We start from the raw sequence: 26,231 nt of genomic DNA, 5'->3' as shown, positions 1-26,231 counted from the left end.
GTCAGCCGCTGTTCCTGAGCGCGCTAGCCAACCCGTTCATCGTCAACAGAATGCCGCGCCGCACCATATCGTCGTCGTCCCCCGAGCGGTATCGCCGAAGCAGCTCGACCTGCAGGTGATTCAGCGGCTCCAGGTACGGGAAGCGGTTGAACACCGAACGGGCCAGCGCCGCATTGTCGGCCAGCAGGTCGTCTTGACCGGTGATCAGCTTGTGCATCGCGATCGTCCGTTGATGCTCGTCGACGATCTTGTCGAACACCCTGCGCCGCAACGATTCATCGGCCACCAATTCCGCGTATCGCGCCGCCAGCCCCAGGTCGCTTTTGGCCAGCACCTGCGCCATGTTCGACAACACACCGCGGAAGAACGGCCACTGCTGATAGAGATCGTGCAGGACTTCGACTCGCTCGCTATCGCTTTCGGGGCCCGCCGCGATCCACTGCTCGAATGCCGACCCGGTGCCGTACCAACCGGGCAGCATCACCCGCGACTGGCTCCATGCCAACACCCAGGGGATGGCGCGCAGGTCGGCGATCGACTCGGTGGGCTTTCGTGATGTCGGACGGCTGCCGATATTCAGCGACCCGATCTCGCTGACCGGTGTGGATGCCTTGAAATACTCGACGAAACCCGGTGTCTCGTGCACCAATTCGGTGTACGCCTGACGGGCCAGCGCGGCGATCTCGTCGAGCACCGCATAGGCCGGTTCCGGCTCGTCGCCGAGACCCTCCACGTCGAGCAGCGTCGACTCCAAAGTCGCCGCCACCAGACTCTCCAGATTCCGTTGCGCCGTCTGCGGTTCGGCGTACTTGGCCGCGATCACCTCACCCTGCTCGGTGAGGCGCAGCGAACCCTGTACCGCGCCGGGCGGTTGCGCGAGGATGGCTTGGTAGCTGGGTCCTCCGCCGCGCCCGACGGTGCCGCCACGACCATGGAAGAGCCGCAACCGAATTCCGGTTTTCCGAGCCACTTCGACCAGCGCCAGCTCGGCTCGATAGACCGCCCAATTCGCGGTGAGGTATCCACCGTCCTTGTTGGAGTCGGAGTAGCCGAGCATCACTTCCTGGCGGTCGCCCCGAGCCGCCACCAGTGCCCGATAGATCGGGAGTTCCAGCATCGCGTGCAATATCTCCGAACCGTTGTGCAGGTCGTCGATCGTCTCGAACAGCGGGGAAATACCGACGGGGCAATAGGGTTCGGATCCGGAGACATCCAGCAGCCCGGCCTCTTTGAGCAGGATCGCGGCCTCTAACACGTCCGACACGGACTGGCACATCGAAATGATGTAGTTGGGCACCGCCGCGGGACCATAACGCTTGACGGCGTGCGCGGCCGCCTCGACCACACTCAATTCCTTATGGGCCAGCTCCGACAACCGGGCGCGGTCGCTGAGCAGTGGTCGCCTCGTACTCAACTCGCCCGCCAACAGTTCCACCCGCTCGTCTTCGGGCAGCGAGCCGTAGTCGGGGTGCACGCCGGCCCACGCCAGCAACTCGGCGACCACTTCCTCGTGTACGTCGGAGTTTTGCCGCATATCCAAGCCACTCAGGTGAAACCCGAAGACGTGCACGCCCTCTCGCAGCAGGCCCAGCCGATCCTCGGCCAGCACCGCGCTGCCGTGCGCGCGCAACGAGGAGTCGATGATGTCGAGGTCGGCCCGCAGTTCGTCCGGCGAGGCATACGCCGTGAGACCAAGGTCGAGCAGGTGCAGCGGTTCGGAGTCCAAGATCTGCGCGGCGGTCGCACTGAGCCGACCGCGAATCACCCGCACCGCCCGCCGGTAGGGCTCGTCGGACCTGGCCTGCTCGGGGCAGGCGCGCTCCAGCTCCGTCAATTCGGTTGTGACAGTGACTAATCGCGCCGACATCGATAGTTCTTGCTCGAGATCGGTGAGCTCGGACAGGTAGTGCGCCACCGCGGCGAAAGCGGCGCTGCCGGTGGCCCGCCGCACGATGGCGGCGGTGACGTTCGGGTTGCCGTCGCGGTCCCCGCCGATCCACGACCCCGGCTGCAGGATCGGCTCACCGAGCAGCTCGGCGTCGGGCCACCGGGCGCGCAACGCGTCACGAACCCCGGCGTTGACCTGTGGAATCACTTCGAACAACGCAGCCTGGTAATAGCGCAGGCCGACGTCGATTTCGTCGGTGATCTGCAGCCGGGACAGCCGGATCAGCGCGGTCTGCCAGAGCGTGAGCACCTGGCGGCGCAACTCGCGTTCGATGCTGCGGCCGTCGCCGGTCTCGCGAAAGCCCTCGGCATGCAGTCGCATCAGCTCGGTGATCCGGTGCTGGGCGACGAAGACGGTGCGCCGGCGAGTCTCGGTGGGGTGGGCGGTGATGACCGGAGAAACCAGCGCTCCCTTGAGCGCATCGGCGACGGTTGCCGAATCCAGCTCTGCGGAATCCAGTTTCGCGTAGGTGGCGGCCAGACTGCTGTCTTGCGGTGGTTCGCCGGCGTCGACGTGAATATGACGCCGTCGCTCGCGGTGGATGTCTTCGGCGACGTTGGCCAGCAGCGCGAAATGGCTGAACGCCCGAATGACCGGGAGCGCCTGGCGGATGTCGATGCCGTCGAACATGTGCGAGATCTCGTCCCGATCGATTTCGGAACGACGCACCCGGAACGACTCGACGCGGGCACGTTCGACCAAGTCGAATACCTCGTCGCCGTTCTGCTCGCGCACCGTGTCGCCGAGGATGCTGCCGAGCAACCTGATGTCGGCGCGCATCGGCTCGGTCGCCTCGCGTCCGATCCGGGTCCGTTGCACGGCACCGATCGGCGCCAGCGCGGCGTCAGAAGCCTCAACCATGTGTCTCAGTATCGGTGCGAACGACGTAACCCGCCTGCCGACAGAACTGGGTCAGCGGTATTTGATCTGTAGCGCCATGCCGATGATGCACACCAGCCAGATGCCGACGACGAACACCGTCAGCCGGTCCAGGTTCTTCTCCACCACGGTCGAGCCGGACAAGCTGGACTGCACGCCACCGCCGAATAGCGTCGACAGGCCGCCACCTTTGGCGCGGTGCAGCAGCACCAACAGGACCACCAGAACACTGGTGACCACCAGGGTGATCTGTAGGGCCAAAACCATGACGGACAGCTTACCGGCTACCGCCCAACCGGCCGTAACCGCTGCTCCCCAAGGGTCCCGATGCCCACTCCGCCGCGGTCCGATCGAGCTTGTCGAGCCGGCGCCGCACGTCGACGACCAGTGCCGACGCCTCGCCACCGGCATCCACCGCCGAGCCCACCGCGGTGATCGCGTCCACGGTGTCTTCCAGCTCGATCGCGGCGGGTATGACCTGCAGGGCCAACGAACTCACCGGCGGCGGTTCCAGCGCCGCGGCTTCGGCGGTGGCACGCACCTGATGCGCCAACCGGTAGGCGTCGGCCCGGACGGGCTGCCAGTACGGGCGCTGCGCCGCGGGTTTGACCGCCTCGTTCAAGTAGCAGTGCGCGGCCTTCAGCCCGCCGACCAGCTGGGCGTACGCCGGGAACCGGCGAGCCTCGGGCCACAACAGGTAGCCGAACACCACCGCTACCGCGGCCCCGACGAGGGTGTCCAGCAGCCGCACCGCGGGCGCGACCGGATCCACCTGGCCGATCGATTGGGACAGCAGCGCCGACGTGGTGATCCCGATCACGGCAAAGCCGTACAGCTTCGGCACCGACAGCACGACGAACCCCAACGCCAGCGCGGTGACGACCACCAGCGGCACACCCGGTGCCAGCACCGCCAGCACCGCCGTGGCCACCAGCGCGCCAATCAGGGTGCCGAAGATCCGGTTCACGGTGCGCACGAAGACCGAGGCATATTCGAGCCGCACGATGACGGCCGTGGTCAGTGGCAGCCAGAACGAATGCGCCGGCTGGCGTATCGCGACCGTGAGCGCGGTGGCCATCCCCATGCACAGGGCCAGCCGCAAACCGTTGGCCAGACCGGCGCGCGAGGTGGCGGCGCGAAGCATTACCGAGAGCCGCAGCGTCTCGGGCCGCACCGTGCCCGGTCGCTTCGGCTGCCGGCTCAGCGCATCGGCCAGCTCGACCAAGCCCGGGTCTGTCCCGACGTCGGCTTCCGTAAACGCCACCGATACCGGCTTGCCTTTCCAAATCTGTTGTCCTGCTTGATGAATTGCCGAGACCGCGACGTCTGGCACCGGCCTGCCCTGGGCGTAGAGCGTCGCCGCGGCGAAGGCCACCAGATCGGCCCCGCGGCGGTCCCGCGCAGCGCGCGCGACGGCCGACGCGGCGGCCAGCCGGTCACGTGCCGCACCGGCCCGCTCGGTGCCGATCGCCACGCACAGGTCCGCGGCCGCGAAGTACACCGCCGCCTGCGCCCGGCGTTCGGGTTTGTCGCGATGAAAAGCCCACGGCGCCAACACCGAAACCGCGGCGACCGACGTTCCGACCAAGTACCACAGCGCCTGTTGCCACCACGGCAGCGACGATCCGCCGAACTGGCCGAACGCCACCCCGATCGACAGCATCAGCCCGAATGCCGGTGCGCTGGGCCCGGCGCCGCCCACCATGCCCGAGATCGCGCCGGCCACCGCGGCGGTGAGAACCTGCCCGGCGCTGAACCCCGGCCACAGCTGCGCGCCCACGCTGATGCCGACCGCTCCGCCGATCGCCTGGGACACCCAAGCCCACCAGCGGGCCCGATAGAAGCCCCGGACCAGGAAGATCACGGCGCAGGCGGCGCCCAGATAGGCCAGCCCGACCAGCTGCAGCTGGCCGAACAGCACGCCCGTACCCGCGATCAGCGCCGCGGTACCCGTTGCCCAGAGGGCGGGCTCCACGGCCCACGGCGCCTTGTACGGGCGTAGCGATCCGGCGATCCGGCGATGCTGCGGCCCAAGGCCGCCGCCAGCGAACCCATCGCGGCCGCGCGAAGCTAGGGCAGCGGCCCGCCGGCGGCGATGGCAGCCAAGGTCGCGAATTGCTCGCCGTCGAGCGACGCTCCCCCGACCAGGCCGCCGTCGACGTCTTCCTGCGCGACGATCTCGCCGACGTTCTTGGCGCTCACCGAGCCGCCGTAGAGCACTCGCACCGTCTCGGCGACCTTGGGTGATGCCAGCGCGGCCAGCTGCTCGCGGATCGCCCCGCAGACCTCCTGGGCGTCCCCGGCGCTGGCCACCCGGCCGGTTCCGATCGCCCAGACCGGCTCATACGCGATGACGACCTGGCCGATCTGCTCGGCCGACAGTCCGGCCAGAGACTCGCGCACCTGCTTCTCGCAGTGGCTGACATGCTCGCCGGCCTCCCGTATATCGAGATGCTCGCCGACGCACACGATCGGCGTCAGGCCGTTCTTGAGCGCGGCGCCGGCCTTGGTGGCCACCAGCGCGTCGTCCTCGTTGTGGTAGGTGCGCCGCTCGGAGTGGCCGACGACCACGTAGCTACAGCCCAGCTTCGCCAGGAAGGCGCCGCTGATGTCGCCGGTGTAGGCACCGGAGTCGTGCGGGGACAGGTCCTGGGCGCCGTAGGTCAGCCGCAGCTTGTCGCCGTCGACCAGGGTCTGCACGCTGCGCAGGTTGGTGAACGGCGGCAGCACCGTGACGTCGACCTTGTCGAAGTACTTGTCCGGCAATGCGAATGCGACTTTTTGCACCAGCGCGATGGCCTCGAAGTGGTTGAGGTTCATCTTCCAGTTGCCGGCGATCAATGGCTTACGGCTCACGACTACTCTCCTTCGCTCGGCTGCGGGCGACCCAACACCTCGATGCCGGGAAGCGTCTTGCCCTCCAGGTATTCCAGCGATGCGCCACCGCCGGTGGATATGTGTGAGAACTCGCCCTCGGGAATCCCGAGCGCACGCACCGCGGCCGCGGAATCACCGCCGCCGACCACGCTGAACGCGCCCTTGCGTGTCGCCGCGACGATCGCCTCGGCGACACCCTTGGTGCCGGCGGCGAACGCCGGGAATTCGAACACGCCCATCGGGCCGTTCCAGAACACCGTCTGGGCGTTGGACAGCAGCGCCGCGAAACGCTTCACCGACTCGGGCCCGATGTCCAGGCCGATCGCGTCACCTCCGATGGCATCTGCCGCAACGGTCTGCGGTGTCGCATCGGCAGCGAACTTGTCGGCCACCACGATGTCCATCGGCAGCCGCAACACGTCGACGTAGGTGTCCAGCAGCCGACGGCAGGTGTCCACCATTTCCTCTTCGAGCAGCGACTTGCCCACCGGAAATCCTTGTGCGGCAAGGAAGGTGAAGCACATCCCGCCACCTATCACGATACTGTCAGCCTTGGTCGCCAGCGACTCGATGACGCCGAGCTTGTCGGACACCTTCGACCCGCCCAGCACCACCGCGTAGGGGCGAGTGGTCGAGCTGGTCAACTGCTCCAGCACCCGGATCTCCTCGGCCACCAGCGTGCCGGCGTAGTGCGGCAGCAGCGTGGCGATGTCGTACACCGAGGCCTGCTTGCGATGTACGACGCCAAAGCCGTCAGAGACGAAAGCTCCTCCCGGCCAAACTAATTCGGCCAGCTGCTTGGCCAGCGCGAGCCGCTCACCGTCGTCCTTGCTGGTCTCGCGCGGGTCGAAGCGGATGTTCTCCAGTAACAGGATGTCGCCGTCGGTCAGACCCTCGGCACGCGCCAGCGCATCGGTACCCACCACGTCGCCGGCCAGCTGAACATGCCGCCCGAGCTGCTCACTGAGCGCGGCCGCGACCGGCGTCAGCGACAGCTTCGGGTCGGCACCGTCCTTCGGGCGACCCAGGTGCGCGGCCACCACCACCTTGGCGCCGGCATCCAACAGCGCCTTCAGCGTTGGGACCGACGCGATGATCCGGCCCGGGTCGGTGATCGCACCGGCGTCGTCGAGCGGCACGTTGAGATCGGAGCGCACCAACACCGCACGACCCGAAACGCCTTCGGACAAAAGGTCTTCGAGGTTTGGAACGCCCACGGTTTACAGCGACTTACCGACCAGCGCGACCAGGTCAACGAGACGGTTGGAGTAACCCCACTCGTTGTCGTACCACGAGACCACCTTGGCCTGGTTGTCGATCACTTTCGTCAACCCGGAGTCGAAGATCGAGCTGTGCGGGTCGGTAACGATGTCACTGGAGACGATCGGCGCGTCGTAGTACTTGAGGATGCCCTTCATCGGACCCTCGGCCGCCGCCTTCATCGCGGCGTTGATCTCGTCGGCGCCGGCCGGCTTGCGCAGTTCGGCGGTCAGGTCGGTGACCGAACCGGTGGGAATCGGCACCCGCAGCGCGTACCCGTCGAGCTTGCCCTTCAACTCGGGCAGCACCAGGCCGATGGCCTTGGCCGCGCCGGTGGAGGTCGGGACGATGTTCAGGCCCGCCGCCCGGGCGCGGCGCAGATCGCTGTGCGGTCCGTCTTGCAGGTTCTGGTCCTGGGTGTAGGCGTGGATGGTGGTCATCAACCCCTTGACGATGCCGAACTCGTCGTTGAGGACCTTGGCCAGCGGCCCGAGGCAGTTCGTGGTGCACGACGCGTTGGAGATGATGTTCTGGCTGCCGTCGTACTTGTCGTCGTTGACGCCCAGCACGATGGTGATGTCCTCGTCGCTGGCAGGCGCGGAGATGATCACCTTCTTGGCGCCTGCGTCGAGGTGGCCCTGCGCCTTGTCGCGCTTGGTGAAGATGCCGGTGGACTCGACGACCACGTCGACGCCCAGGTCACCCCATGGCAGTGCGGCCGGGCCCTCGCGGACCGCCAGCGCCTTGATCTTCGCCGGGCCCACCACGATGGTGTCGTCGCCTTCCAGGCTGACGTCGTGCGGCAGCCGGCCCAGGATGGAGTCGAATTTCAGCAGGTGCGCCAGGGTGCTGTTGTCGGTGATGTCGTTGACCGCCACCACCTCGATGTCAGCTCCGCCCTGCTCCTGCTGGGCAAGCAACGCACGGTAAAAATTGCGTCCGATTCGACCGAAGCCGTTGATACCTACTCGGACTGTCACTTGTGTCTCCCTCGTCTTTCCTGAGTCTGGCGGTGAACCCCTGGCCGTCAGCCTAGATCAGTAGCAGCAACGGTTGCGGAGCCGGTAAGAGTCCCGGACCGTGCAGGAGGCTATGCCCGCGTGCTTTCGAATTCAAGCCGTGGGCCGTCGGGACAAACGCCGAGCTAGAAGACACCGACCAGTTCAGGCCGTGGATGAGACGTAGGTTGCTGCGGCCCTACCGGACCACCAGCCGCGACCCCCGCGGGAGTGGCGGATCCTGCGCTGTGGGCTGCACCACAAATCGGCGCTGCAGGTTCTCGATAAGGCGGTCGAGGGCTTTGCGCTCCTGCTCTTCGATGCGCGCGGTGCGCCGGAAAACGGACGCGCTTTCGGCGTCGTCTCGGGCCTCGGCGACAGCGATCGCCTTGTGGTAGCCGTCGATCCGCTGGTCGATCAAACGGCGGTTCTGGTTGAGCAGACGCAGAAAGTAGTCCGCCTGGCGCTGGTCCGCGGTGTCGGCCGCATATGCGACGCGATCAGCAGCAGCGGCGGGTCGATGCGCGCTCAGCGCCCCTGCTTGATGAACATGGCCCGGGACCGGACGGACCGCGGCGACGTGTGGTGTCCGCCCGCGTCGGTCACGCCCACCACTCGAATGGTGCGGTAGGACCGGGCGTGGATCCGGCTCCTCGGGTAAACCAGCGAAATCCATTGTTTCTCTCTCAACTGGCATTTCATTAGTCAGCTCGGTAACAATAACTCCCGGAATATGGCCTGCGCCATACGCTTCGGCGCGAAGCCTAGGTCGCTTTGGCTAGCACAGCGTAAATGCTGGCAGGTCAGTCACTCTGAGCCGGTGACTACTTCGGTTGTTGAGAGGCGCTGGCTATTAAGGGTATTGGGCGATCACGTCCGTACCCGCAGCGCCGTAACGGAATCGCCAAGACTTTGCCACAGGGCTCTATTCCCTGCATCACATTGCCCTGAACATGTTGGGGGGCAAGCTCATTGCGTCAGTCATCACAATGCGCCTGCGATTGCGGCCACCCATTGCGGAAGCTCATCCGAATCGCCTGCCATCGGACCGATTGGAGTATCCCCGCTCTAGACGGTCACCGCGGCGGACCGGCTTTGCTCCTCTCGGACCGCGACCACGCCAGACGCGCCCGATGCCTGCGGATTCGACGGCCACGCGCGCTCGCAAAAAGCCGATGTTCCGTTTGCCCGATCCAGTGAGCGAGAACCACAACCGGATCTCGCGTTCAGCGCGCGACCACCAGACGGTCGTTTTCCTTCCCGTCATCTGCTGTCCATCGCCCGCACAACCGGAGGGGAAGGTAAGAGTGCACGATTGGAGGGCCAGGCAAGAGTGTTTGCCTGTTAGCCATCCGCTCTGAGGCCTGGCTACCAGCCGGGTACTCAAGCCGAAGCATGCCCGGCATCCGTCCGCGTCACTCAATGACCTGGCTGCTGGCCGTGCGTCTCGAGAATCTTGCGGTGCACATCGAGCAAGGTCGGGATGTCCTGGGCGTCGGCTCGACCCATTCCACATTCAGTGCAGATACCCCAGCAGCGGTTCGCGACGCCCGAAGCGTTCAGGGCGTGGTCGATGAGTCGCACCTGTTCCGCGGTGACGCCCTCGGGAAGGTCGGCAGGATAGTAGGGCACCAGGGCGAAGTAGAGCTCGGTCTCAGGACCTGTCTGCAGAGTCTGTAAAGGCCTGAAATATTCTTCGTCGGCCCGGGACTGCGGAACGGTGAATGACACGAAGTTGATCGGTCGCGAGACGGCGTCGATGACGTCGGCCAGTAGCTGGACTTGGATCCCAAGTGTCTCGGGTTCAATGAAATGTTTATGGCGCAAATCGCCGTAGCACAGGTGAAGGCCGACTGGCACGTCGTCAGGAACCCGACCCACGCAACGTGCCACTCCGGCGGTGATCTCCCTTATCGGTGCGCTGACGTGGGCACCGAATGCTCCTGCCAGCAAACCGATCTCGACTGCGAGATCCCACTGCACGGCACAGCACTCGTGTGGGATCGCCGCCAGCACACGATCTAGGTCACCGAACAGGGCTTGCTCGTAGGCAGGTAGCACGATGGGCAGATACTCGGGCATGATGCTGCGCGCCGTCGGCGCCAGGGGTGTCGGATATTGCAGCTGAAAGAGCATGTCCGACGGAATCGTGCCATCGTCTTGAAGGCGCCGAAATACCTCAAACGACTCGCGGTAGGCGTCGGCGTATCCAGGCTCAGACCATTCGATGTTCTGCGGCAAGACACCTTCGACGAGACGCAACCGAGGTGGGTCCAAGAGTCGCGGTCCACTGCCACTGCCCGCGATCTCCCTACCATCTGTCCCGGATCCGAACCAATGCTCGCCCGGCTCGAACTCTGGCATCGTGCGAAACTTCTGGTCGAGAAATTCCACCCACATACTTCGATCACCCGTCTCACCGTCCGTCATCCGTTGCACCCCATGTGGAACTCGCTCACTGATCTGACGCATGACCGTCTCGGCATCGGGAAGATTCACCGAACCGTTGAAATGGACTCTGCTAGGTGGCATTTCAAATCTCCTGCTTTGTTTCGATTTCTGACTCAATCGCATACGAGCAGCGCCGCTCGTTCGATCTCCACATCCGTTTTGGGCCACGCGGACTCATGCGGTGCCGAAAACCATGGCACGGCCAATACCGCTGAAGCGGTGGGCGATTGCATCGACGAGATAGTTTTGGCCCACTTTCCATGGACGCTTATTCCCCGACATCGGCAATGCGTGTGCACTCCTCGTCACGTAACCGGAGGTGAGATCTAGCAGAGGACGCCCCGGCATTATCCCGCTGCCGCGATGCGGGTACGCCGACGTGTACTGCCGAGAGTTCATGTATGCCAGCAGTTTTGCGATTGAACGGGCTGTCATGTCAGCGCGCAACGTCCAGCTCAGACCCGCGTAGCCGATGCACCAGGCAAGGTTGGGGACGTCTTCGAGCATTTGCGCCTTGTACATATACCGCTCTTGCGGCTTGATCTCAGTGCCGTCGATGCTGACCGCGATTCCGCCGAGCGCCAACATGTTCATGCCGGTGGCTGTCACGACGATGTCGGCGTTGAGGTGTTCGCCGGATTTCAGCGCGATTCCGGTGGCATCGAAATGGTCGATGTCACCAGTGGCTATCCCTACACCGCCTTCACGTACCGCCTGGTAGAACTCGTTGTTCGGCACTATGCATATCCGCTGGTCCCATGGGTTGTATCGCGGCGTGAAGTGCGTGTCCACGTCATAGCCGTCGGGTAGCTGGTCGATCGCCGCCTTGCGCAGGATTTTCTTGACCAAACCGGGACGCCGGCGCGAAAGCTCCCATAACAGGACCTCGACGACCGCGATCCGCAAGCGCGTCAGAGTGTGAGCGAGTCTTGAGGGCAACATCCTTCGCGCAAGCGCGGCGCCCGGGTCAACCTTTGGCAGCGAGAGCAGATAGCTGGGCGAACGCTGCAGCATGGTCACCTTTGCTGCCCGCATTGCCAGCGAGGGCACCATTGTCACGGCGGTGGCACCGCTGCCGATGACGACGATCGTTTGGCCCGTGTAGTCCAAGTCCGCCGGCCAGTGCTGCGGATGGACAATGGTGCCCGAGAATTGCTCGTCGCCTGGGAAGCCGGGGGCATAGCCTTCGTCGTAGTCGTAGTAACCGGTGCCGAAAAAGAGAAATCGAGCCCGGTAGATCGTGGGCGTCTCCGCCGCGCTGTCGGCGCGAACGGTCCAAGTGTGGGTAGCGGAATCCCAGTCGGCCGAACGGATGTGAGTGTTAAAACGGATGTGTCTGTCGATCTTGTGTTTGTGCGCGGCAGCGGTGATGTACTCGCGAATCTGATCGCCGTCGGCGATGGCTTCTGTCTTGGTCCACGGCTCCCACGGAAAACATAAGGTGTATGTGCTGGTATCGCAGCGAACACCCGGGTACCGGAAGAGGTCCCACGTGCCACCGATCTGGGCGCGCCGCTCCAGGATGACGTAGCGTAGGCCCGGATTGCGCTGGGCAATGCGATAGGCTGCTCCGATACCGGAGATGCCGGCTCCAATGATGATCACGTCGAAGTCGGCAGGCGATGTATCTGTGGTCGACGAGCCCTTGATTGCGGCAACACCTTTCTTGGCGGTGTTGGTATTCGGTTCTGCTGCTTGCCAATTCATACGGCCGGGGTGAGATCTCGAGTTGACGCTGTGTCGCGACCTCATACGGCAACACTCCCGCCGCGGTGGTCCGCTTTGACGGATCGCAGCGAGCGAATAGCGAGGCGGCCGGGCCGCTTACTCGGTACCATCACCATGGCTCCAACACTTGCGTCGCCGTATCGGCGATGATCAGAGCAACCTCAGCCGGTCTGGACAGCATCGGAGAATGGCTGCTCGGCATGCGGCGGACATGCGTTGCGCGTTTGGCCATCTGCACCTGCGCGGCCGCAGGCAGTGCCTGATCCTCGTCGCAAATCACGTAGGTGGACTCGATTCCACGCCACGCTGCCTCCGTAAGCTGTTCTGTGACAGTGGAATAACTCGAAGGTTGCAGGCGATCAATCGCTCGCGTGGCATCGTCAATTGAAACATCGGAGAAAAACGTCTCGAACGGTCGCCCGGCGCTGAGCATGTCATCCTCGACAATCCACCATGGGGCGGGTTCGCCAACTACACCGAGCAACGAGTCGCCGACATCAAGTTGAAACGCTGCAAGATAGATGATGTGTGCGACGTTCTTAAGGCCCGCGGCTGCCTGCGTGGCAACCACACCCCCGTAGGAATGCGCTACGACCACAACCGGATCCTCAATGATCTCGAGCCGACGACGAACCGCGACCGCGTCGTCATGCATGCCGTAGCGCGGCTGATCTTTGGCCGCCACGCTTGGCAATGCAACTGTCTGGGCTGGCCATCCCAGCTCCGCGAGCCGGTCAACGACCTTCTCCCAGACCCACACGCCGTGAAAACCCCCGTGGATCAAGATGATCTGGACGCGTTTGTCGCCGTTTGTGGCGTCAGTCATTGCGATGCCATTCACAATCGCTGCCTTTCTCGGACGGGACTGTTTCTGATGGCCTCTGCCCGCGTCGCCGAAAATCCCGTGGGCTGATCGGCGATGGCCATGTGGCCGCTGCCATCGGAACGCGCGCGAAGTCGTGGCTCGAAACCTTTTATGCCACTTATATATTCATGTGCTCATGGAGCCTTGTGGGCAGATGACCAAGTAACGTGAGCGTTCGATCATGACAGCCATCATGGCGCTGCTCGATGCTCAGTTACCAGGCCATTTAGTGCTCAATAAGTGCCCGATTTGCCGCCGATGCGGATCCATCTGTTCTAGGGTTTGGCCCTGTTCAGTTCCCAGTTCCACAGTGATTCACAGATCCGTTTGGTTCCGCTGGCAAGGTGTCGACGGTAGGTACTGAATGGCAGGTTTAGTTGTTCGGCCGCGGCTTCCTGGGTAGGTACCGGGCAAAAGAACGTGGTGTGCACCGCGCGGTACTGCTTGACGGCGCGCGCATCGTCGGCGAGCACTTGGACGGCTTGGTTCAGCAGTCCGCGTAGTTCGCGCCCCGTATCTGCTAAGTCGGTGCCGCACAGGGGGTTCGCGCCCAGGGCGACGTCGTCGCCAACATTTCGCAGTGCCGCGCGTACCGCGGCATCGAACGCCGGACGGGGCAAGCTATGACCCGCTGGCTGGGCTGCCACCACGGGCTGGTGGCCCGATAGCACCTCGGTTTCCTGCCGCCTCAGCCACGACTCCAGCGGCATGGTGCGCCAGTCGTGGCTATAGAGCAACAGCTCCCTGTCGCCGACGGTTACTCGCTCGTTGATTGGCTGATGTTCAATCGCTTTGGCTTGGGTAACCCAGGGTTCAATATTCAGAAGCACCAGGAACGACCAGGCCAACCGATGTGCGCGAAGCCATTCGGCCACTATCCGGGTGACCATGAGGTCGATTGCCGGCGAGGTCTTTGCGTATGCCTCGGCGTCGACGGTGAAGCGGGAGACGGCGATGTACTCGCCGGGACGGGTCGGGCCATCGGTGTCGCAGTGGCGCCAAGCGGCCGCGATGACCGGGTCGGCGGCTATCTCGTCCGGTTCAGGGTGGTGCAGCCGTAACCACGCGGAGAAGGCAACGATTTCACCCGTTTCAGCCTTGCGCTGCAGGTGGAAGGCGTCCGGCTGGCGGTCGAGCCAGAACTCGGCGATCCGGACCGATTCGGCGTCTTCGCACTCGGCGGTCAACCGCAGCACAGCCGCCCGATCTTCGGGCAGGTAGGGGGTCTCGTACACCTCGCCGCGGCCGGCCCAGGTGAGGTAGCCGGCGAGCGAGCTGGTGTGGCGATAGAGAAAAAGCCACGAGCGCGCTGCCTCGATTACCTCCGGACCCGAGGCGGCGCGGACGCGGTTGAGCACATGACCGTGAACCATGCGGTGCAGCGACCCGGAGCCTTCCGGGTCGCGCCAGCGTAGATCTTGGCTCAGGAGATCTCGCACGACGTCGTGGGGATACACACCGTAGCGACCAGACTCGATGAAGGGCAGGCCGCGCAGCCATTCGAAGAGATCTGCGGCGCCGTCGCCGAGTGCGCTGCGCAGCAGTTCCTCGGTGGTGACCTCTACGTGTGCGCAGACTTCGAGGGCCTGACGGTGCGCCGATGTTGGGATGTGGCCGACGAGCCTGTGCAGCAACGTTTTCACTACATCCTGGTCGGGCCTCCAATCCTCGGGCTCGAACGCACAGTCGGTCGCCAGGTCTGCCGCCAGAGTCAGCGCCAGCGGTTGACCGCCAGCGAAAGCGAGCAGCGCCGCATGCCGTTCCTCGGGCACTCCACGCGCCAAAAGAAGCGCGCGCGCCTCCTCGGTATTCAGATCCGGCAACGTGATAGTCCGCAGGGCGTCGTTCCAGTCGGGATCAGTGCGCCAAATCGGGTCTGGCGGGAGCCGGCCAGCAATGACGACAAGTGCGTCAATGGGCAGCCTGGGCAGGAAACGGGTGCGCAGCCAGTTCTCTAGCGCCTGGCTCTGTTCGAACGTGTCGATCACCAGAACGGCGCCAGCGGTCGTGAGCGCATCCGCGCACGCGGCTTCGAATGCGAGTGGGGTGGCGCTCGTGATGTGGAGGTCAACCTCGACCACGAACCTGCCCGCCGCGCGAGCGTCGTCGGCGAGGACACGCAGCAAGGCCGTCTTTCCAGCGCCGCCGGGCGCATGGACGTACAGCACAGAGAAGCCGTCTAGGTCGCGCTGTAGGGCGGAATGGAATAGTGCGCGCTCAGTCCTGCGTCCGACGAATGACCGCAATCGTGCCGCACGAAGTCGCTGTCCAAGAGTGCCCGGATCATCGGCCGAACTCATGTTCAAACGGTAGCAATTAATTTGCCAGACTCGATTTGCCCGGGGGGACCGACAATGGGCATTTACCGTGGTCGGCAAGCTCTTAGGCCGAAACGGGTAGCTACTACCAAAATACTTCTATGCAACGTTTTCAATAGGCAACACGTTGATCGTGAATCGTGCCCATCTGTCGGGTGATCACCGAAATGAGAGCCACGATGAGTTCCGCTACCTTTCACGCCACCAAGCCCGTCGACCTGCTTTGCTCGGATCGAGGCGAGCAAATTAAGACCCCATCCGGGTATCCAGCCGAGATGACCGGTTACCCCCGTCGCTACCATCTAGGGACTCAGCGCGGGAACTCTCGAGGAAGCCACAAGGGGGCATCGGTGAGCGAAGTGGACGAATCCAGCAGTGACGACCCCGAAATCGGCCAATTCGACCCGGGGCTGACCCAGCGCCTGATGGGTGTGTTGCGGCCGGTGTTGAAGCGCTATTTCCGCTCTGAGGTGCACGGCCTGGACTCCTTTCCGCCCGGGGGCGCGCTGGTGGTCGGCAACCACTCCGGCGGCATGTTCCCGATGGACGTCCCGATCTTCAGCGTCGACTTCTACGACAGGTTCGGCTACGACCGGCCGGTGTACACGCTGAGCCACGACATCTTGTTCATGGGCGTGACGGGCGGGCTTTTCCGGCGGGCCGGCTACATCCGGGCAAACCGGGAGAACGCCGCCAACGCATTGCGGTCGGGCGGCGTGGTGGTGGTCTTTCCCGGCGGTGACTACGACGCCTACCGACCGACCGCGTCGGAAAACGTCATCGACTTCGACGGCCGCAAGGGATACGTCAGCACCGCGATCGAGGCCGGCGTGCCGATCGTTCCCGCGGTCTCCATCGGCGGCCAGGAGACCCAGCTGTACCTGACCCGTGGCACCTGGCTGGCCGAACGGCTGGGTATCAAGCGCCTGCTGCGCAGCGCCATCCTGCCGGTCTCGTTCGGCTTCCCGTTCGGGTTCAGCGCGGTCGTCCCGCCGAATGTGCCGCTGCCCACCAAGATCGTTACTCAGGTGCTGGAACCGATCGACATCGCCGCACAGTTCGGCGAGGACCCCGACATCGACGAGGTCGACGCGCACGTCCGCTCGGTGATGCAGTCGGCCCTCAAAGACCTCGCCGCCAAGCGCCGCTTCCCGATTCTGGGCTGACCGATGCCGTCTCCCCTCGACCAGGCTCGCGGCGTCTTGGGCGTCGTGGCAACGCTGCAACGCGCCGGGATGATCGCGCCGATGCGGCCCGACCGGTACCTGAAGATGGCGGCGGCGATGCGTCGCGAAGGCATGGGCATGACGGTCGGTTTCGCCGGCGCGGCGCAGCGCTGCCCGGACCGTGCGGCCCTGATCGACGAACTCGGCATGCTGACCTGGCGCCAGCTCGACGAGCGGATCAACGCGCTGGCGGTCGCACTGCAGGGCTTGGCGTCGGGCCAGCCGAAGGTGGTCGGGATCATGTGCCGCAATCACCGCGGCTTCGTCGAGGCGGTGGTGGCGGCCAGCCGGATCGGCTCCGACGTTGTGCTACTGAACACCTCGCTCGCCGGACCGGCGATGGCCGAGGTGGTCAACCGCGAAGGAGTCGACGCCGCCATCTACGACGAGGAGTTCACCGCGACGGTGGACCGCGCGCTGGCCGACAGACCCGACGCCTCCCGCATCGTGGCGTGGACCGAGGGCCAGCACGACCTGACCGTCGAGAAGCTGATCGCCGACCACCTCGGGAAGCAGCCGCAGCGGACCGGCGGCAAAGGCAAGATGATCCTGTTGACCTCCGGAACCACCGGAAGTCCCAAGGGCGCCAAGCAATCCGGTGGGGGCGCCGGGATCGGGACGCTCAAGGCGATCCTGGATCGCACACCGTGGCGCGCGGAGGAGACGGTCGTGATCGTCGCACCGATGTTCCACGCATGGGGCTTCTCGCAGCTGATCTTCGCCGCGTCGATGGCGTGCACGACCGTCACCCGGCGCAAGTTCGATCCCGAGGCCACACTGGACCTCGTCGACCGTTACCAGGCGACGGGCCTGGCCGTGGTGCCGGTGATGTTCGACCGCATCATGGACCTGCCCGACGACGTCCGAAACCGCTACAGCGGCCGCTCCCTTCGCTTCGCGGCGGCATCAGGTTCGCGAATGCGGCCCGACGTGGTGACCGCGTTCATGGATCAGTTCGGCGACGTGATCTACAACAATTACAACGCGACGGAGGCGGGCATGATCGCGACGGCCACGCCGGCCGACCTGCGCGCCGCACCCGACACCGCGGGCAAGCCGGCGGGAGGAACCGAAATCCGAATCCTGGACCCGGAATTCAACGAAATGCCCACCGGCGATGTCGGCACCATCTATGTCCGCAACGACACCCAATTCGACGGCTATACCTCCGGCAAGACCAAGGATTTCCACGCCGGGTTCATGTCGTCGGGCGACGTCGGCTATCTCGATGAAAACGGACGGCTTTTCGTGGTGGGCCGCGACGACGAGATGATCGTCTCCGGCGGCGAGAACGTCTACCCGATCGAGGTGGAGAAGACTCTTGCCGCACACCCCGAGGTGGCCGAGGCCGCGGTGATCGGGGTGGACGACGAGCAGTACGGCCAGCGGCTGGCGGCGTTCGTGGTGCTCGGGCCCGGCTCGACCGCCACGCCCGACACACTCAAACAGCATGTCCGCGAGAACCTCGCCAATTACAAGGTGCCGCGCGAGATTTCGGTGCTCGACGAGCTGCCCCGCAGCAGCACCGGCAAGATCGTGCGCGCCGAACTGCAATCGCGGGTGGGTGGCTGATGCGCCGGCCATTCTTCACAAGAAGGCCGCTGTTGCGTGCGGCAGTCGAACTCCTCAACGCCGTCAACGGATTACGCCCGGTCAGCCGCAATCCCTACGCATCCATAGCGGTGTTCTGGTTCGGCTGGCCGGCCTCCGAGGTGCCCGGCTTGTACGCGGGCGCCTCCATCGTTGACACCGCGCGGCGCGCCCGCCGCGGCGACTTCGCGGGGCCGAAAGGCAAAGCGGCGCTGGCACTGACGGCTGCATCCTGGGCGGTCCTCGGGGTAATCGGCTACCGGGGTGCGACCACCGCGGGCCCGGTACTGGAATCCGGCCTGACCGAACAGCTCGGCCCCGACTACGCCGAGGAACTCAAAGCACTGCCCGCCGAGCCGACCCGCAGGGGCCGGCGCAACCCGCCGCTGCGCACCACCGCCGCCCGCCGGCGCTTCGTCGAAAAAGAGAACATCGTGCGCTACGGCCCGCACGGGCGATCCAACCTGGCCGACGTCTGGCGCCGACGCGACTTGCCGCGCGACGGCAAGGCCCCGGTGCTACTGCAGGTGCCCGGCGGCGCGTGGATGATCGGCTGGCGCCGTCCGCAGGCGTATCCGTTGATGAGCCACCTGGTTTCGCGTGGCTGGATCTGCGTATCGATGAACTACCGAGTCTCCCCCGTGCACACCTGGCCCGACCACATCGTGGACGTCAAGCGCGCGCTGGCGTGGGTGAAGGAGAACATCGCGGCCTACGGCGGTGATCCGGATTTCGTTGCCATCAGCGGCGGTTCGGCCGGTGGGCACCTGTCCGCGTTGGCGGCCCTGACTCCGAACGAGCCCCAGTTCCAGCCCGGCTTCGAAGAAGCCGACACGTCGGTGGCGGCAGCCGTCCCGTTCTACGGCCGCTACGACTGGTACTCCACCACGGACCCCGGGCGCGCTCAATTCGTCGAGGTGCTGGAAAAGCTGGTGGTCAAGCAGAAACTCAGCGTCAACCGGGACATCTACCTGGACGCCTCACCGATCCAGCACCTACGAGCCGATGCGCCACCGTTTTTCGTGCTGCACGGCACCGACGATTCGCTGATCCCGGTCGTCGAGGCGCGGAAATTCGTCGAGGAGCTACGGGCGGTGTCGAAGTCGCCCGTCGCCTACGCCGAGTTGCCCAACGCCCAGCACGCTTTCGACATCTTCGGCTCCCCGCGAGCTCATCAATCGGCCGATGCCGTGGCGCGGTTCTTGTCCTGGGTGTACGCGACGACTTACCTACCCCGCGACTGACGACTTAATCTGCCGCTGCGGCCTTTTCGAGCTCGGTCAGCGCGCCTTCGATGGCATCGGCCATCTCGTCGATGTCGTTGGCCAACTCCGGCGTGGTCACGAAACCGAAGTCCAGCGAGTCCTGATACGAGAAGCAGGTGATGTTCAGACCAACGTCCATCACCGGCGGCCCGAGCGGCGCCAGCATGTCCAGTTTGGCGCCCGCCATATACAGCGGGAAGTTCGGACCGGGGACATTGGAGACGACCAGGTTGATGGGGGCCAGGTTTTGCGACAACCCGCTGGCGGTGTATGCGCGCGCGGCCAACTGCAGCAGCCCCGGTGGCGTGGTTTCGGTAAGTCCCATGATTTGATGCGCCGACAGCGCCTTGGCCATTTCTTTGGCGCTCTGTGTGCTCTCGTAGATGACCCGCAACCGCTCCACGGGGTTTTCGATGTCGGTGGCAAGAGATACCGTCATCGAGCTCACCTTGTTGCCGACGTCGTCCTTGTCGTCGTCGGTGCGGGTGGAGACCGGGATCTGCGCAATGAGCGGTTTGGCGGGCAGCTCACCACGTTTCTGCAAGTATTCGCGGGCGGCGCCGGCGACCAGCGCCAGCACCACGTCGTTGAGCTTGACGCCGTAGGCGTCCTTGACGGCCTTGACCCGGGCCAGCTCGACCCGGCTACCGGTAATCCGGCGGTGTGGCGACACCTTCGCGTTGAACCGGGTTTTCGGCGCTTCGAAGTAGCGCGGCGGCCTGCGCTGCACACCCAGGGTGGCGATCTGCTGCCGCACCGTCTGTTCCATCAGCCGGGCGATCCGGAACGGCGTCTTGATCCCGACGTTGATCAGCGCGCCAATCGCGCGCCGTTCCAGGCCCGGAAGCTGAGATCTCTCCACCGCTCCCACCGAATCGTGCTGCGGCGGGCGGGGTTCCGGCGTGACGTCCAACAGGATTTCACCCAGCCCGGCGCCCGAGACCCCGTCGACGATGGCGTGGTGCATCTTGGTCAGTGATGCGATCCGGCCGCCCTCGACGCCCTCGATCACCCACATTTCCCACAGCGGCCGCGCCCGGTCCAACTTATACGACATCAGCCGACCGACCAGCTCTTCGAGTTCGCGGCGACCGCCGGGCGCCGGCACGCCGATGCGGCGGATATGGAAGTCGATGTCGAGATCCTCGTCTTCGACAAACCACGGCCGGTCCAGACCCAGCGGCGCCCCACTGATCCGCCAGCGCAGCTGCGGCAGTTCCGGCAGCCGCTCAATGATCAGCTCGCGGAGTCGCTGAAAGCTGTAGTCGGGCGCATCACTGGGATCACAGATCGCCAACGCACCGACATGCATATGCCAGCCCGCAGTTTCGGCAGACCAAAACGCCGCATCAACGCTCGAAAGCCGCTTCATGCGACGACCGTAGCCCTCGCCAGCAAATCCTGTAGAGCTATCCGCAACAATCCCACCACGCGCCCCCCATATTCATCCCCCATATTCATCCCCCGCTGCGATGCGGCTGTTCAAGCTTCTCCCGACTCGCCTACGTTCCCAAGTCCCGCTCCCTCGCCGCTTCGCGCCTGGGCGGTACCCCGATGGTCGTCAGGCGTCCTCCAACAGGTCTGGCGTCACCGCCGACTCGGTATCGGGGATGCCTTCGACCTTCGCTTTGCGGTCGGCCATCGACAGTAAGCGCCGAATACGGCCCGCTACAGCATCTTTCGTCATCGGCGGGTCGGCAAGGCGACCCAGCTCCTCCAGCGAAGCCTGCCGATGCTCGACGCGCAACTTGCCGGCCGAGGCCAGATGATTGGGAACGGTGTCGCCGAGGATCTCCAGCGCCCGCTCCACCCGGGCCGCCGCCGCGACCGCGGCCCGCGCCGAACGGCGCAGGTTGGCGTCGTCGAAATTGGCCAGCCGGTTGGCCGTCGCACGCACCTCGCGGCGCATCCGGCGTTCCTCCCAGACCAGCCGGGTGTCCTGGGCGCCCATCCGGGTCAGCAACGCGCCGATCGCCTCGCCGTCGCGCACCACCACGCGATCGGCGCCGCGCACCTCGCGGGCCTTGGCACTGACCCCGAGCCGGCGGGCCGCGCCCACCAACGCCAGCGCCGCCTCCGGTCCCGGGCAGCTGACCTCCAGCGCCGAGGAACGTCCGGGCTCGGTCAGCGACCCGTGTGCCAGAAAAGCACCCCGCCACGCGGCTTCGGCGTCCCCGATGCTGCCACCGACGACCTGCGCCGGCAGGCCGCGCACCGGACGGCCACGCATGTCGAGCAGCCCGGTCTGGCGGGCCAGGGCCTCACCATCGTTGGCGACCCGCAACACGTACCGGGTGCTCTTACGAATCCCGCTGGCCGACAACACATGTACCACCGCGTTGTAGCCGTACAGGTCGAAGATGTCCTTGCGCAGCCGGCGTGCGATGTTGCCCAGGTCCACCTCGGCCTCGACGACCACCCGGCCACCCACGATGTGCAGCCCGCCGGCAAAGCGCAGCAGGGAGGTGACCTCGGCTCGACGCGCGCTGACCGATTTCACTACCAAGCGGCTCAGCTCGTCCTTGACTTCGGTCGTCATCGCCACGCGTCGTCACCCCTTGGTCCGCTCACGCCCGTCGTTGAACTTTCACCGTCAACCCGAATCTCTGCGGTGGCCTTCACCGAAGGCGCTGCCGGACCCGTGCGGCCCGTTCGGACCCCGTCCAGGGCCGCCGCAAGCTTGCCCGGATCATGTAAAGGTGTACCAGGTCGGGACACGTCGGCGAAGTGGACCTCGGCCTTTAGCAGCGTCGCGGTGCGGCGCAATTGCTCGCGTTCGCGCTCACTCGGCACTCGATCGGCGTCGATGATGATGTCGCTGACGGTGAATCCGGGCGCGTGCTGGGCCAATACATGCAGATGGCGCTCCACCGAGAAACCCGCGGTCTCCCCCGGCTCGGCGACCAAGTTGAGCACCAGGGCACGGCGGGCCGGCGTGGCCTGCAGCGCCGCGGCCAGCTCCGGAACCAGCACGTGCGGGAGCACACTGGTGAACCACGACCCGGGCCCCAGCACCACCAGGTCGGCGGCCATGATCGCGTCGACGGCCTGCCGGGTGGCCGGCGGATCCGGCGGAAGAAGGCGCACGCGGCGCACCTTGCCCGGTGTGGTCGCGATGCCGACCTGACCGCGGATCACCCGGAACATCCGCGGGTCGGCCTCCAGGCCGGACACGTCGGCCTCGATCTGCAACGCGATCGGGCACATCGGCAGCACCCGGCCTTTGACGCCGAGGATGCGCCCCAGCTCGTCGAGAGCGGCGACCGGATCGGCAAGCACCTCGGACAGGCCGGCCAGCAACAGGTTGCCGATCGGATGTCCGGCCAGTGCCCCACTGCCGCCGAATCGGTGCTGCAGGATGGTCGCCCACAATCGCCCGTACGGACTGTCAGAAGCCAACGCCGCCAACGCCATTCGCAGATCACCCGGCGGCACCACGTCCAATTCGCTGCGCAGCCGGCCCGAGGAGCCACCGTCGTCGGCGACCGTCACCACGGCGGTGACGTACGGGGTCAGCCGGCGCGCCGCGGACAGCGTCGCGTACAGGCCGTGGCCGCCGCCCATCGCGACGATGCCCTCGCTTTGTGGTGGGCTCATTCGCGGCCCAGATCCCGGTGCAGCACCCGCACCGACAGTTGTTGATCGGTCCGCAGCAACTGCATCAATGCCTCAGCGATCGCGACACTGCGGTGTTTGCCGCCGGTGCAGCCAATCGCGACCGTCATGTAGCGCTTGCCCTCCCGGCGGTAGCCGTCGACAACCAGAGATAGCAACTGATGGTAGGTGTCGAGAAACTCCGCTGCGCCCGGCTGGCCCAATACGAAGTCACGCACCGCCGGATGTTGCCCGGTGAGTGACCGCAACTCGTCGACCCAGTGCGGGTTGGGCAGAAATCGCACATCCATCACCATGTCGGCGTCCATCGGCAGGCCGTACTTGAAGCCGAACGACTCGACAGTGACACTCGTCGTTGCGCTGGCCTCACCACCGAAGGCGCGCTCGATGCTTTCCCGCAGGCCCCGCACCGACAGCGTGGAGGTGTCGATGATCAGGTCCGCGGTGGCGCGCACCGATGCCAGCATCCGGCGCTCGGCCGCGATGCCTTCGGCCAGCGTCTGCTGGCCCTGCAACGGGTGGCTGCGCCGATTCTGTTCGTAGCGGCGCACCAGCATGTCGTCGGAGGCCTCCATGAACACCACGCGCGGATTGATGTTGCGGGTGGCCAGTTCGTTGCGTACCTCGTCGAGGTCGCCGGTGAATCCGCGCGATCGGACGTCCATCACCACGGCGAGCTGGGTGATCCGGGATCCCGCTGCCAGCCCGAAATCCACCATCCGGGTGATCAGCTGGGGTGGCAGGTTGTCGGCGACGTACCAGCCGAGGTCCTCGAGCACTTTGGCGGCGGTGCCCCGCCCCGCCCCCGACAATCCGGTGACCAGAACGACGTCGATCCCGGCCGCGTCACCCGCACGGCCGGCGGCCAGCTCCCGATGTCCGGCGCCGGGCCGCTTCTCGCTGTCCCCGAAGTGGCTCGTCATGCCGACGCTCCGGGTTGCTCGGCTTGCTCGGCTGGTCGCAACGCCTCGAGGACGGCCGTGGCCGTTGCCACGCCGATACCCGGAACGGCGGTGATCTGGTCGACGGTGGCCTCCTTGAGGCGGGCTATCGATCCGAAGTGGGTGACCAGCGCCTTGCGGCGATGTTCTCCCAATCCTGGCACCGAATCCAGCGCAGAAGCGGTCATTCGCTTGGATCGCTTGCTGCGATGGTAGGTGATCGCGAACCGGTGCGCCTCGTCGCGCACCCGCTGCAGCAAATAAAGTCCCTCGCTGTTGCGCGGCAGGATGATGGGATCCGGCTCCGACGGCACCCACACCTCTTCCAGCCGTTTGGCCAGGCCGATCACCGCGACGTCGGTGATGCCGAGCTCCTCGAGAACGGCGTTGGCCGCGTTGACTTGAGGTGCGCCGCCGTCGACGACGTACAGATTGGGTGGATAGGCGAATCGGCGTGATTTGCCTTCCGCGGAAAGCATATTCGGGTCGTTTTGGTCGCTGAGGTGACGCAGGAAGCGGCGGCGGGTCACCTCGGCGATAGAGGCGACGTCGTCGGAGCGGCCCAGACCTGCGGCCTCTCGGATCCCGAAGTGCCGGTAGTCAGACTTGCGTGGCAGGCCGTCCTCGAACACCACCAGCGAGCCCACCACATCGGTGCCCTGCACGTGGCTGACGTCGACGCACTCGATCCGCAACGGCGCATCGGCGAGCCCCAGAGCCTCCTGAATATTCTGCAGCGCAGCCGATCTGGCGTTGAAGTCGCCAGCTCGCTTCAACTTGTGTTGCTGCAGTGCTTCTTTCGCGTTGCGCTGCACGGTTTCGGCCAGCGCCCGCTTGTCGCCGCGGCGCGGCACCCGCAGCGCAACCCGCGATCCGCGCAGCCCGGACAGCCAGCTCGCCAACTCGTCGGCGTTGGACGGCAGACACGGCACCAGCACCTCACGCGGAACCGGATTGGCGGCTTCGTCGGCCGCGCCACCCAGCTCTGCCTGGTCGCCGTAGAACTGCGTCAGGAACTGCTCGACCAACTGCTCTTCGCCCGAATCACCTGGGTCAGCAGACTTTTCGACGATCCATCCACGCTGACCGCGGACCCGGCCACCGCGGACGTGAAACACCTGCACCGCCGCCTCGAGCTCGTCGTCGGCGAACGCCACTACGTCGGCGTCGGTACCGTCCCCGAACACCACGGCCTGTTTCTCCATCGCCCGCTTCAGCGCGCCGATGTCGTCACGAAGCCGTGCCGCCCGCTCGAAGTCGAGTTCGTCGGACGCCGCATGCATCTGGTGTTCCAGCTCGCGGGCGAACCGGTCGGTCCTGCCGGACAAGAAGTCGCAGAAGTCGTCGACGATTTGGCGATGTTGCTCGCCACTGACCCTGCCGATGCAGGGCGCCGAACATTTGTCGATGTAGCCGAGCAGGCACGGACGGTCGATCTGCTTGTGCCGCTTGAACACTCCACCCGAACAGGTTCGCGCGGGAAACACCCGGGTGAGCAGATCCAGCGTCTCCCGGATCGCCCAAGCGTGCGAGTACGGGCCGAAATAGCGCACACCCTTACGCCGCGGTCCGCGATAGACAATCAGCCGCGGAAACTCTTCATTGAGAGTCACGGCCAGCACCGGGTAGGACTTGTCGTCGCGGTAGCGGACATTGAAACGTGGATCGAATTCCTTGATCCAGTTGTATTCCAGCTGCAGCGCCTCGACTTCGGTGTTGACCACGGTCCACTCGACCTTGGCCGCGGTGGTCACCATCTGCCGGGTGCGCGGGTGCAGATTCGCGATGTCGGCGAAGTATGACGTCAGCCGGCTGCGCAGGCTCTTGGCCTTGCCGACGTAGATCACCCGACCGTGCGAGTCCCGGAACCGGTAGACGCCCGGCTCGACCGGAATGGATCCGGGAGCGGGACGGTAGGTGGCGGGATCTGGCACGCATCCAGGCTAGTAGCCCGTTCCGTCAAGTCGTGGACGGCTTGCGGGCTTGCGCACCGGTCTACTGTGCAGCCAAATGCACTTCGGGCAGCCGAGGAACTCAACGCGTTGCCGGCGGTGGTACCCGGGTGCGCCCAACCGGCGGCAAAGTTAACCACACTGACCCAAGATTGCGTTGGCAACGGCTCTTGCCTTGCCGATGATGCCGAGCAACTGAGCTCCGGACATCGAGAATCCGGACGGCTGAAGTGCGGATCACCGCACAGCTGACCTGCGGATAAAGGCGGATCGAGCGGGCCTGACGGTTTGGAAGGCCGCCGTTTGGGTTAAGTACCG

Annotated in this window: 19 protein-coding genes; 3 read left to right on the top strand and 16 right to left on the bottom strand. The window is 65.3% G+C overall.

Translation table 11 applies throughout. The features are described 5' to 3' along the window. Position 1: 1 nt before the first annotated feature. From ppc to DB708_RS13815, 11 genes are all read right to left on the bottom strand, one after another. Positions 2-2,809 (bottom strand): phosphoenolpyruvate carboxylase, encoded by a 2,808-nt coding sequence (gene ppc / locus DB708_RS13865; RefSeq protein WP_108922678.1) that lies wholly within the window; start codon positions 2,807-2,809, stop codon positions 2-4. A 51-nt stretch (positions 2,810-2,860) separates the two neighbouring features. Next, positions 2,861-3,094, bottom strand: a complete 234-nt coding sequence (secG, locus tag DB708_RS13860; RefSeq protein ID WP_108922676.1) for a preprotein translocase subunit SecG — start codon at positions 3,092-3,094, stop codon at positions 2,861-2,863. 10 nt (positions 3,095-3,104) lie between these two features. Then, positions 3,105-4,802 carry an FUSC family protein gene (locus DB708_RS13855; RefSeq protein ID WP_108922674.1) on the bottom strand — a complete coding sequence of 566 codons (1,698 nt, stop codon included), beginning with the start codon at positions 4,800-4,802 and terminating at the stop codon, positions 3,105-3,107. A gap of 95 nt (positions 4,803-4,897) precedes the next feature. After that, positions 4,898-5,683, bottom strand: a complete 786-nt coding sequence (tpiA, locus tag DB708_RS13850; RefSeq protein WP_108922672.1) for a triose-phosphate isomerase — start codon at positions 5,681-5,683, stop codon at positions 4,898-4,900. 2 nt (positions 5,684-5,685) lie between these two features. Then, positions 5,686-6,921, bottom strand: coding sequence for a phosphoglycerate kinase (locus tag DB708_RS13845; protein ID WP_108922670.1), 1,236 nt, complete (start codon positions 6,919-6,921; stop codon positions 5,686-5,688). Positions 6,922-6,924: 3 nt separating this feature from the next. Continuing rightward, a complete protein-coding gene (gene gap, locus DB708_RS13840; RefSeq protein WP_108922668.1) occupies positions 6,925-7,944 on the bottom strand; it encodes a type I glyceraldehyde-3-phosphate dehydrogenase in 1,020 nt (339 codons plus the stop codon). 217 nt (positions 7,945-8,161) lie between these two features. Beyond that, entirely contained in the window at positions 8,162-8,638 is a 477-nt protein-coding gene (locus DB708_RS13835) for a hypothetical protein (protein ID WP_108922666.1), read from the bottom strand. A 743-nt stretch (positions 8,639-9,381) separates the two neighbouring features. Continuing rightward, a complete protein-coding gene (locus DB708_RS13830) occupies positions 9,382-10,494 on the bottom strand; it encodes a hypothetical protein (RefSeq protein ID WP_133251011.1) in 1,113 nt (370 codons plus the stop codon). A gap of 93 nt (positions 10,495-10,587) precedes the next feature. Next, the gene (locus DB708_RS13825) at positions 10,588-12,120 is read right to left on the bottom strand and encodes a flavin-containing monooxygenase (protein ID WP_108922662.1); all 1,533 of its coding nucleotides are present in this window, start codon (positions 12,118-12,120) and stop codon (positions 10,588-10,590) included. Positions 12,121-12,250: 130 nt separating this feature from the next. Beyond that, positions 12,251-12,982 (bottom strand): alpha/beta hydrolase, encoded by a 732-nt coding sequence (locus DB708_RS13820; RefSeq protein ID WP_133251010.1) that lies wholly within the window; start codon positions 12,980-12,982, stop codon positions 12,251-12,253. Positions 12,983-13,281: 299 nt separating this feature from the next. Continuing rightward, positions 13,282-15,306: an ATP-binding protein gene (locus DB708_RS13815; RefSeq protein ID WP_108922658.1), complete on the bottom strand. Its 2,025-nt coding sequence runs from the start codon at positions 15,304-15,306 to the stop codon at positions 13,282-13,284. A gap of 443 nt (positions 15,307-15,749) precedes the next feature. Between DB708_RS13815 and DB708_RS13810 the strand changes: the two genes are divergently transcribed. Genes DB708_RS13810 through DB708_RS13800 form a run of 3 tightly spaced genes read left to right on the top strand, consistent with a single transcriptional unit; the run spans position 15,750 to position 19,384 of the window. Continuing rightward, positions 15,750-16,490 (top strand): 1-acyl-sn-glycerol-3-phosphate acyltransferase, encoded by a 741-nt coding sequence (locus DB708_RS13810; RefSeq protein WP_235616820.1) that lies wholly within the window; start codon positions 15,750-15,752, stop codon positions 16,488-16,490. A gap of 3 nt (positions 16,491-16,493) precedes the next feature. Then, positions 16,494-18,122 carry an acyl-CoA ligase FadD12 gene (gene fadD12, locus DB708_RS13805; RefSeq protein ID WP_108922656.1) on the top strand — a complete coding sequence of 543 codons (1,629 nt, stop codon included), beginning with the start codon at positions 16,494-16,496 and terminating at the stop codon, positions 18,120-18,122. Continuing rightward, on the top strand, positions 18,122-19,384 hold the full coding sequence (locus DB708_RS13800; RefSeq protein ID WP_108922654.1) for an alpha/beta hydrolase: 1,263 nt from the start codon (positions 18,122-18,124) through the stop codon (positions 19,382-19,384). Before fadD12 ends, DB708_RS13800 begins: the two co-directional genes overlap by 1 nt. 4 nt (positions 19,385-19,388) lie before the next feature. Here the strand turns inward: DB708_RS13800 and DB708_RS13795 are convergent, their stop codons facing one another. From DB708_RS13795 to uvrC, 5 genes are all read right to left on the bottom strand, one after another. Next, positions 19,389-20,777, bottom strand: coding sequence for a WS/DGAT/MGAT family O-acyltransferase (locus DB708_RS13795; RefSeq protein WP_108922652.1), 1,389 nt, complete (start codon positions 20,775-20,777; stop codon positions 19,389-19,391). 189 nt (positions 20,778-20,966) lie between these two features. Further along, positions 20,967-21,944, bottom strand: coding sequence for a DNA-binding protein WhiA (gene whiA / locus DB708_RS13790; protein ID WP_108924204.1), 978 nt, complete (start codon positions 21,942-21,944; stop codon positions 20,967-20,969). Then, complete coding sequence (locus tag DB708_RS13785) at positions 21,941-23,002, bottom strand: YvcK family protein (RefSeq protein ID WP_108922650.1); 1,062 nt, start codon at positions 23,000-23,002, stop codon at positions 21,941-21,943. Before DB708_RS13785 ends, whiA begins: the two co-directional genes overlap by 4 nt. Further along, a complete protein-coding gene (rapZ, locus tag DB708_RS13780; RefSeq protein WP_235616762.1) occupies positions 22,999-23,943 on the bottom strand; it encodes an RNase adapter RapZ in 945 nt (314 codons plus the stop codon). The genes DB708_RS13785 and rapZ overlap by 4 nt, the downstream gene beginning before the upstream one ends. Next, positions 23,940-25,895 carry an excinuclease ABC subunit UvrC gene (gene uvrC, locus DB708_RS13775; RefSeq protein ID WP_108922648.1) on the bottom strand — a complete coding sequence of 652 codons (1,956 nt, stop codon included), beginning with the start codon at positions 25,893-25,895 and terminating at the stop codon, positions 23,940-23,942. Before uvrC ends, rapZ begins: the two co-directional genes overlap by 4 nt. Positions 25,896-26,231: the final 336 nt, after the last annotated feature.

Source organism: Mycobacterium montefiorense (assembly GCF_003112775.1).
Taxonomy (GTDB): domain Bacteria; phylum Actinomycetota; class Actinomycetes; order Mycobacteriales; family Mycobacteriaceae; genus Mycobacterium; species Mycobacterium montefiorense.
Note: the sequence above shows the minus strand (reverse complement) of the source record. Positions and strands in the feature narration are given on the sequence as shown.

Bases quoted from the DNA above. Each gene is read 5' to 3' on its own strand.
- ppc (WP_108922678.1), bottom strand. From the start codon at position 2,809: ATGGTTGAGGCTTCTGACGCCGCGCTGGCGCCGATCGGTGCCGTGCAA.
- secG (WP_108922676.1), bottom strand. From the start codon at position 3,094: ATGGTTTTGGCCCTACAGATCACCCTGGTGGTCACCAGTGTTCTGGTG.
- DB708_RS13835 (WP_108922666.1), bottom strand. From the start codon at position 8,638: ATGGATTTCGCTGGTTTACCCGAGGAGCCGGATCCACGCCCGGTCCTA.
- DB708_RS13830 (WP_133251011.1), bottom strand. From the start codon at position 10,494: ATGCCACCTAGCAGAGTCCATTTCAACGGTTCGGTGAATCTTCCCGAT.
- DB708_RS13825 (WP_108922662.1), bottom strand. From the start codon at position 12,120: ATGAATTGGCAAGCAGCAGAACCGAATACCAACACCGCCAAGAAAGGT.
- DB708_RS13815 (WP_108922658.1), bottom strand. From the start codon at position 15,306: ATGAGTTCGGCCGATGATCCGGGCACTCTTGGACAGCGACTTCGTGCG.
- DB708_RS13810 (WP_235616820.1), top strand. From the start codon at position 15,750: ATGGGTGTGTTGCGGCCGGTGTTGAAGCGCTATTTCCGCTCTGAGGTG.
- fadD12 (WP_108922656.1), top strand. From the start codon at position 16,494: ATGCCGTCTCCCCTCGACCAGGCTCGCGGCGTCTTGGGCGTCGTGGCA.
- DB708_RS13800 (WP_108922654.1), top strand. From the start codon at position 18,122: ATGCGCCGGCCATTCTTCACAAGAAGGCCGCTGTTGCGTGCGGCAGTC.
- DB708_RS13795 (WP_108922652.1), bottom strand. From the start codon at position 20,777: ATGAAGCGGCTTTCGAGCGTTGATGCGGCGTTTTGGTCTGCCGAAACT.
- whiA (WP_108924204.1), bottom strand. From the start codon at position 21,944: ATGACGACCGAAGTCAAGGACGAGCTGAGCCGCTTGGTAGTGAAATCG.
- DB708_RS13785 (WP_108922650.1), bottom strand. From the start codon at position 23,002: ATGAGCCCACCACAAAGCGAGGGCATCGTCGCGATGGGCGGCGGCCAC.
- rapZ (WP_235616762.1), bottom strand. From the start codon at position 23,943: ATGACGAGCCACTTCGGGGACAGCGAGAAGCGGCCCGGCGCCGGACAT.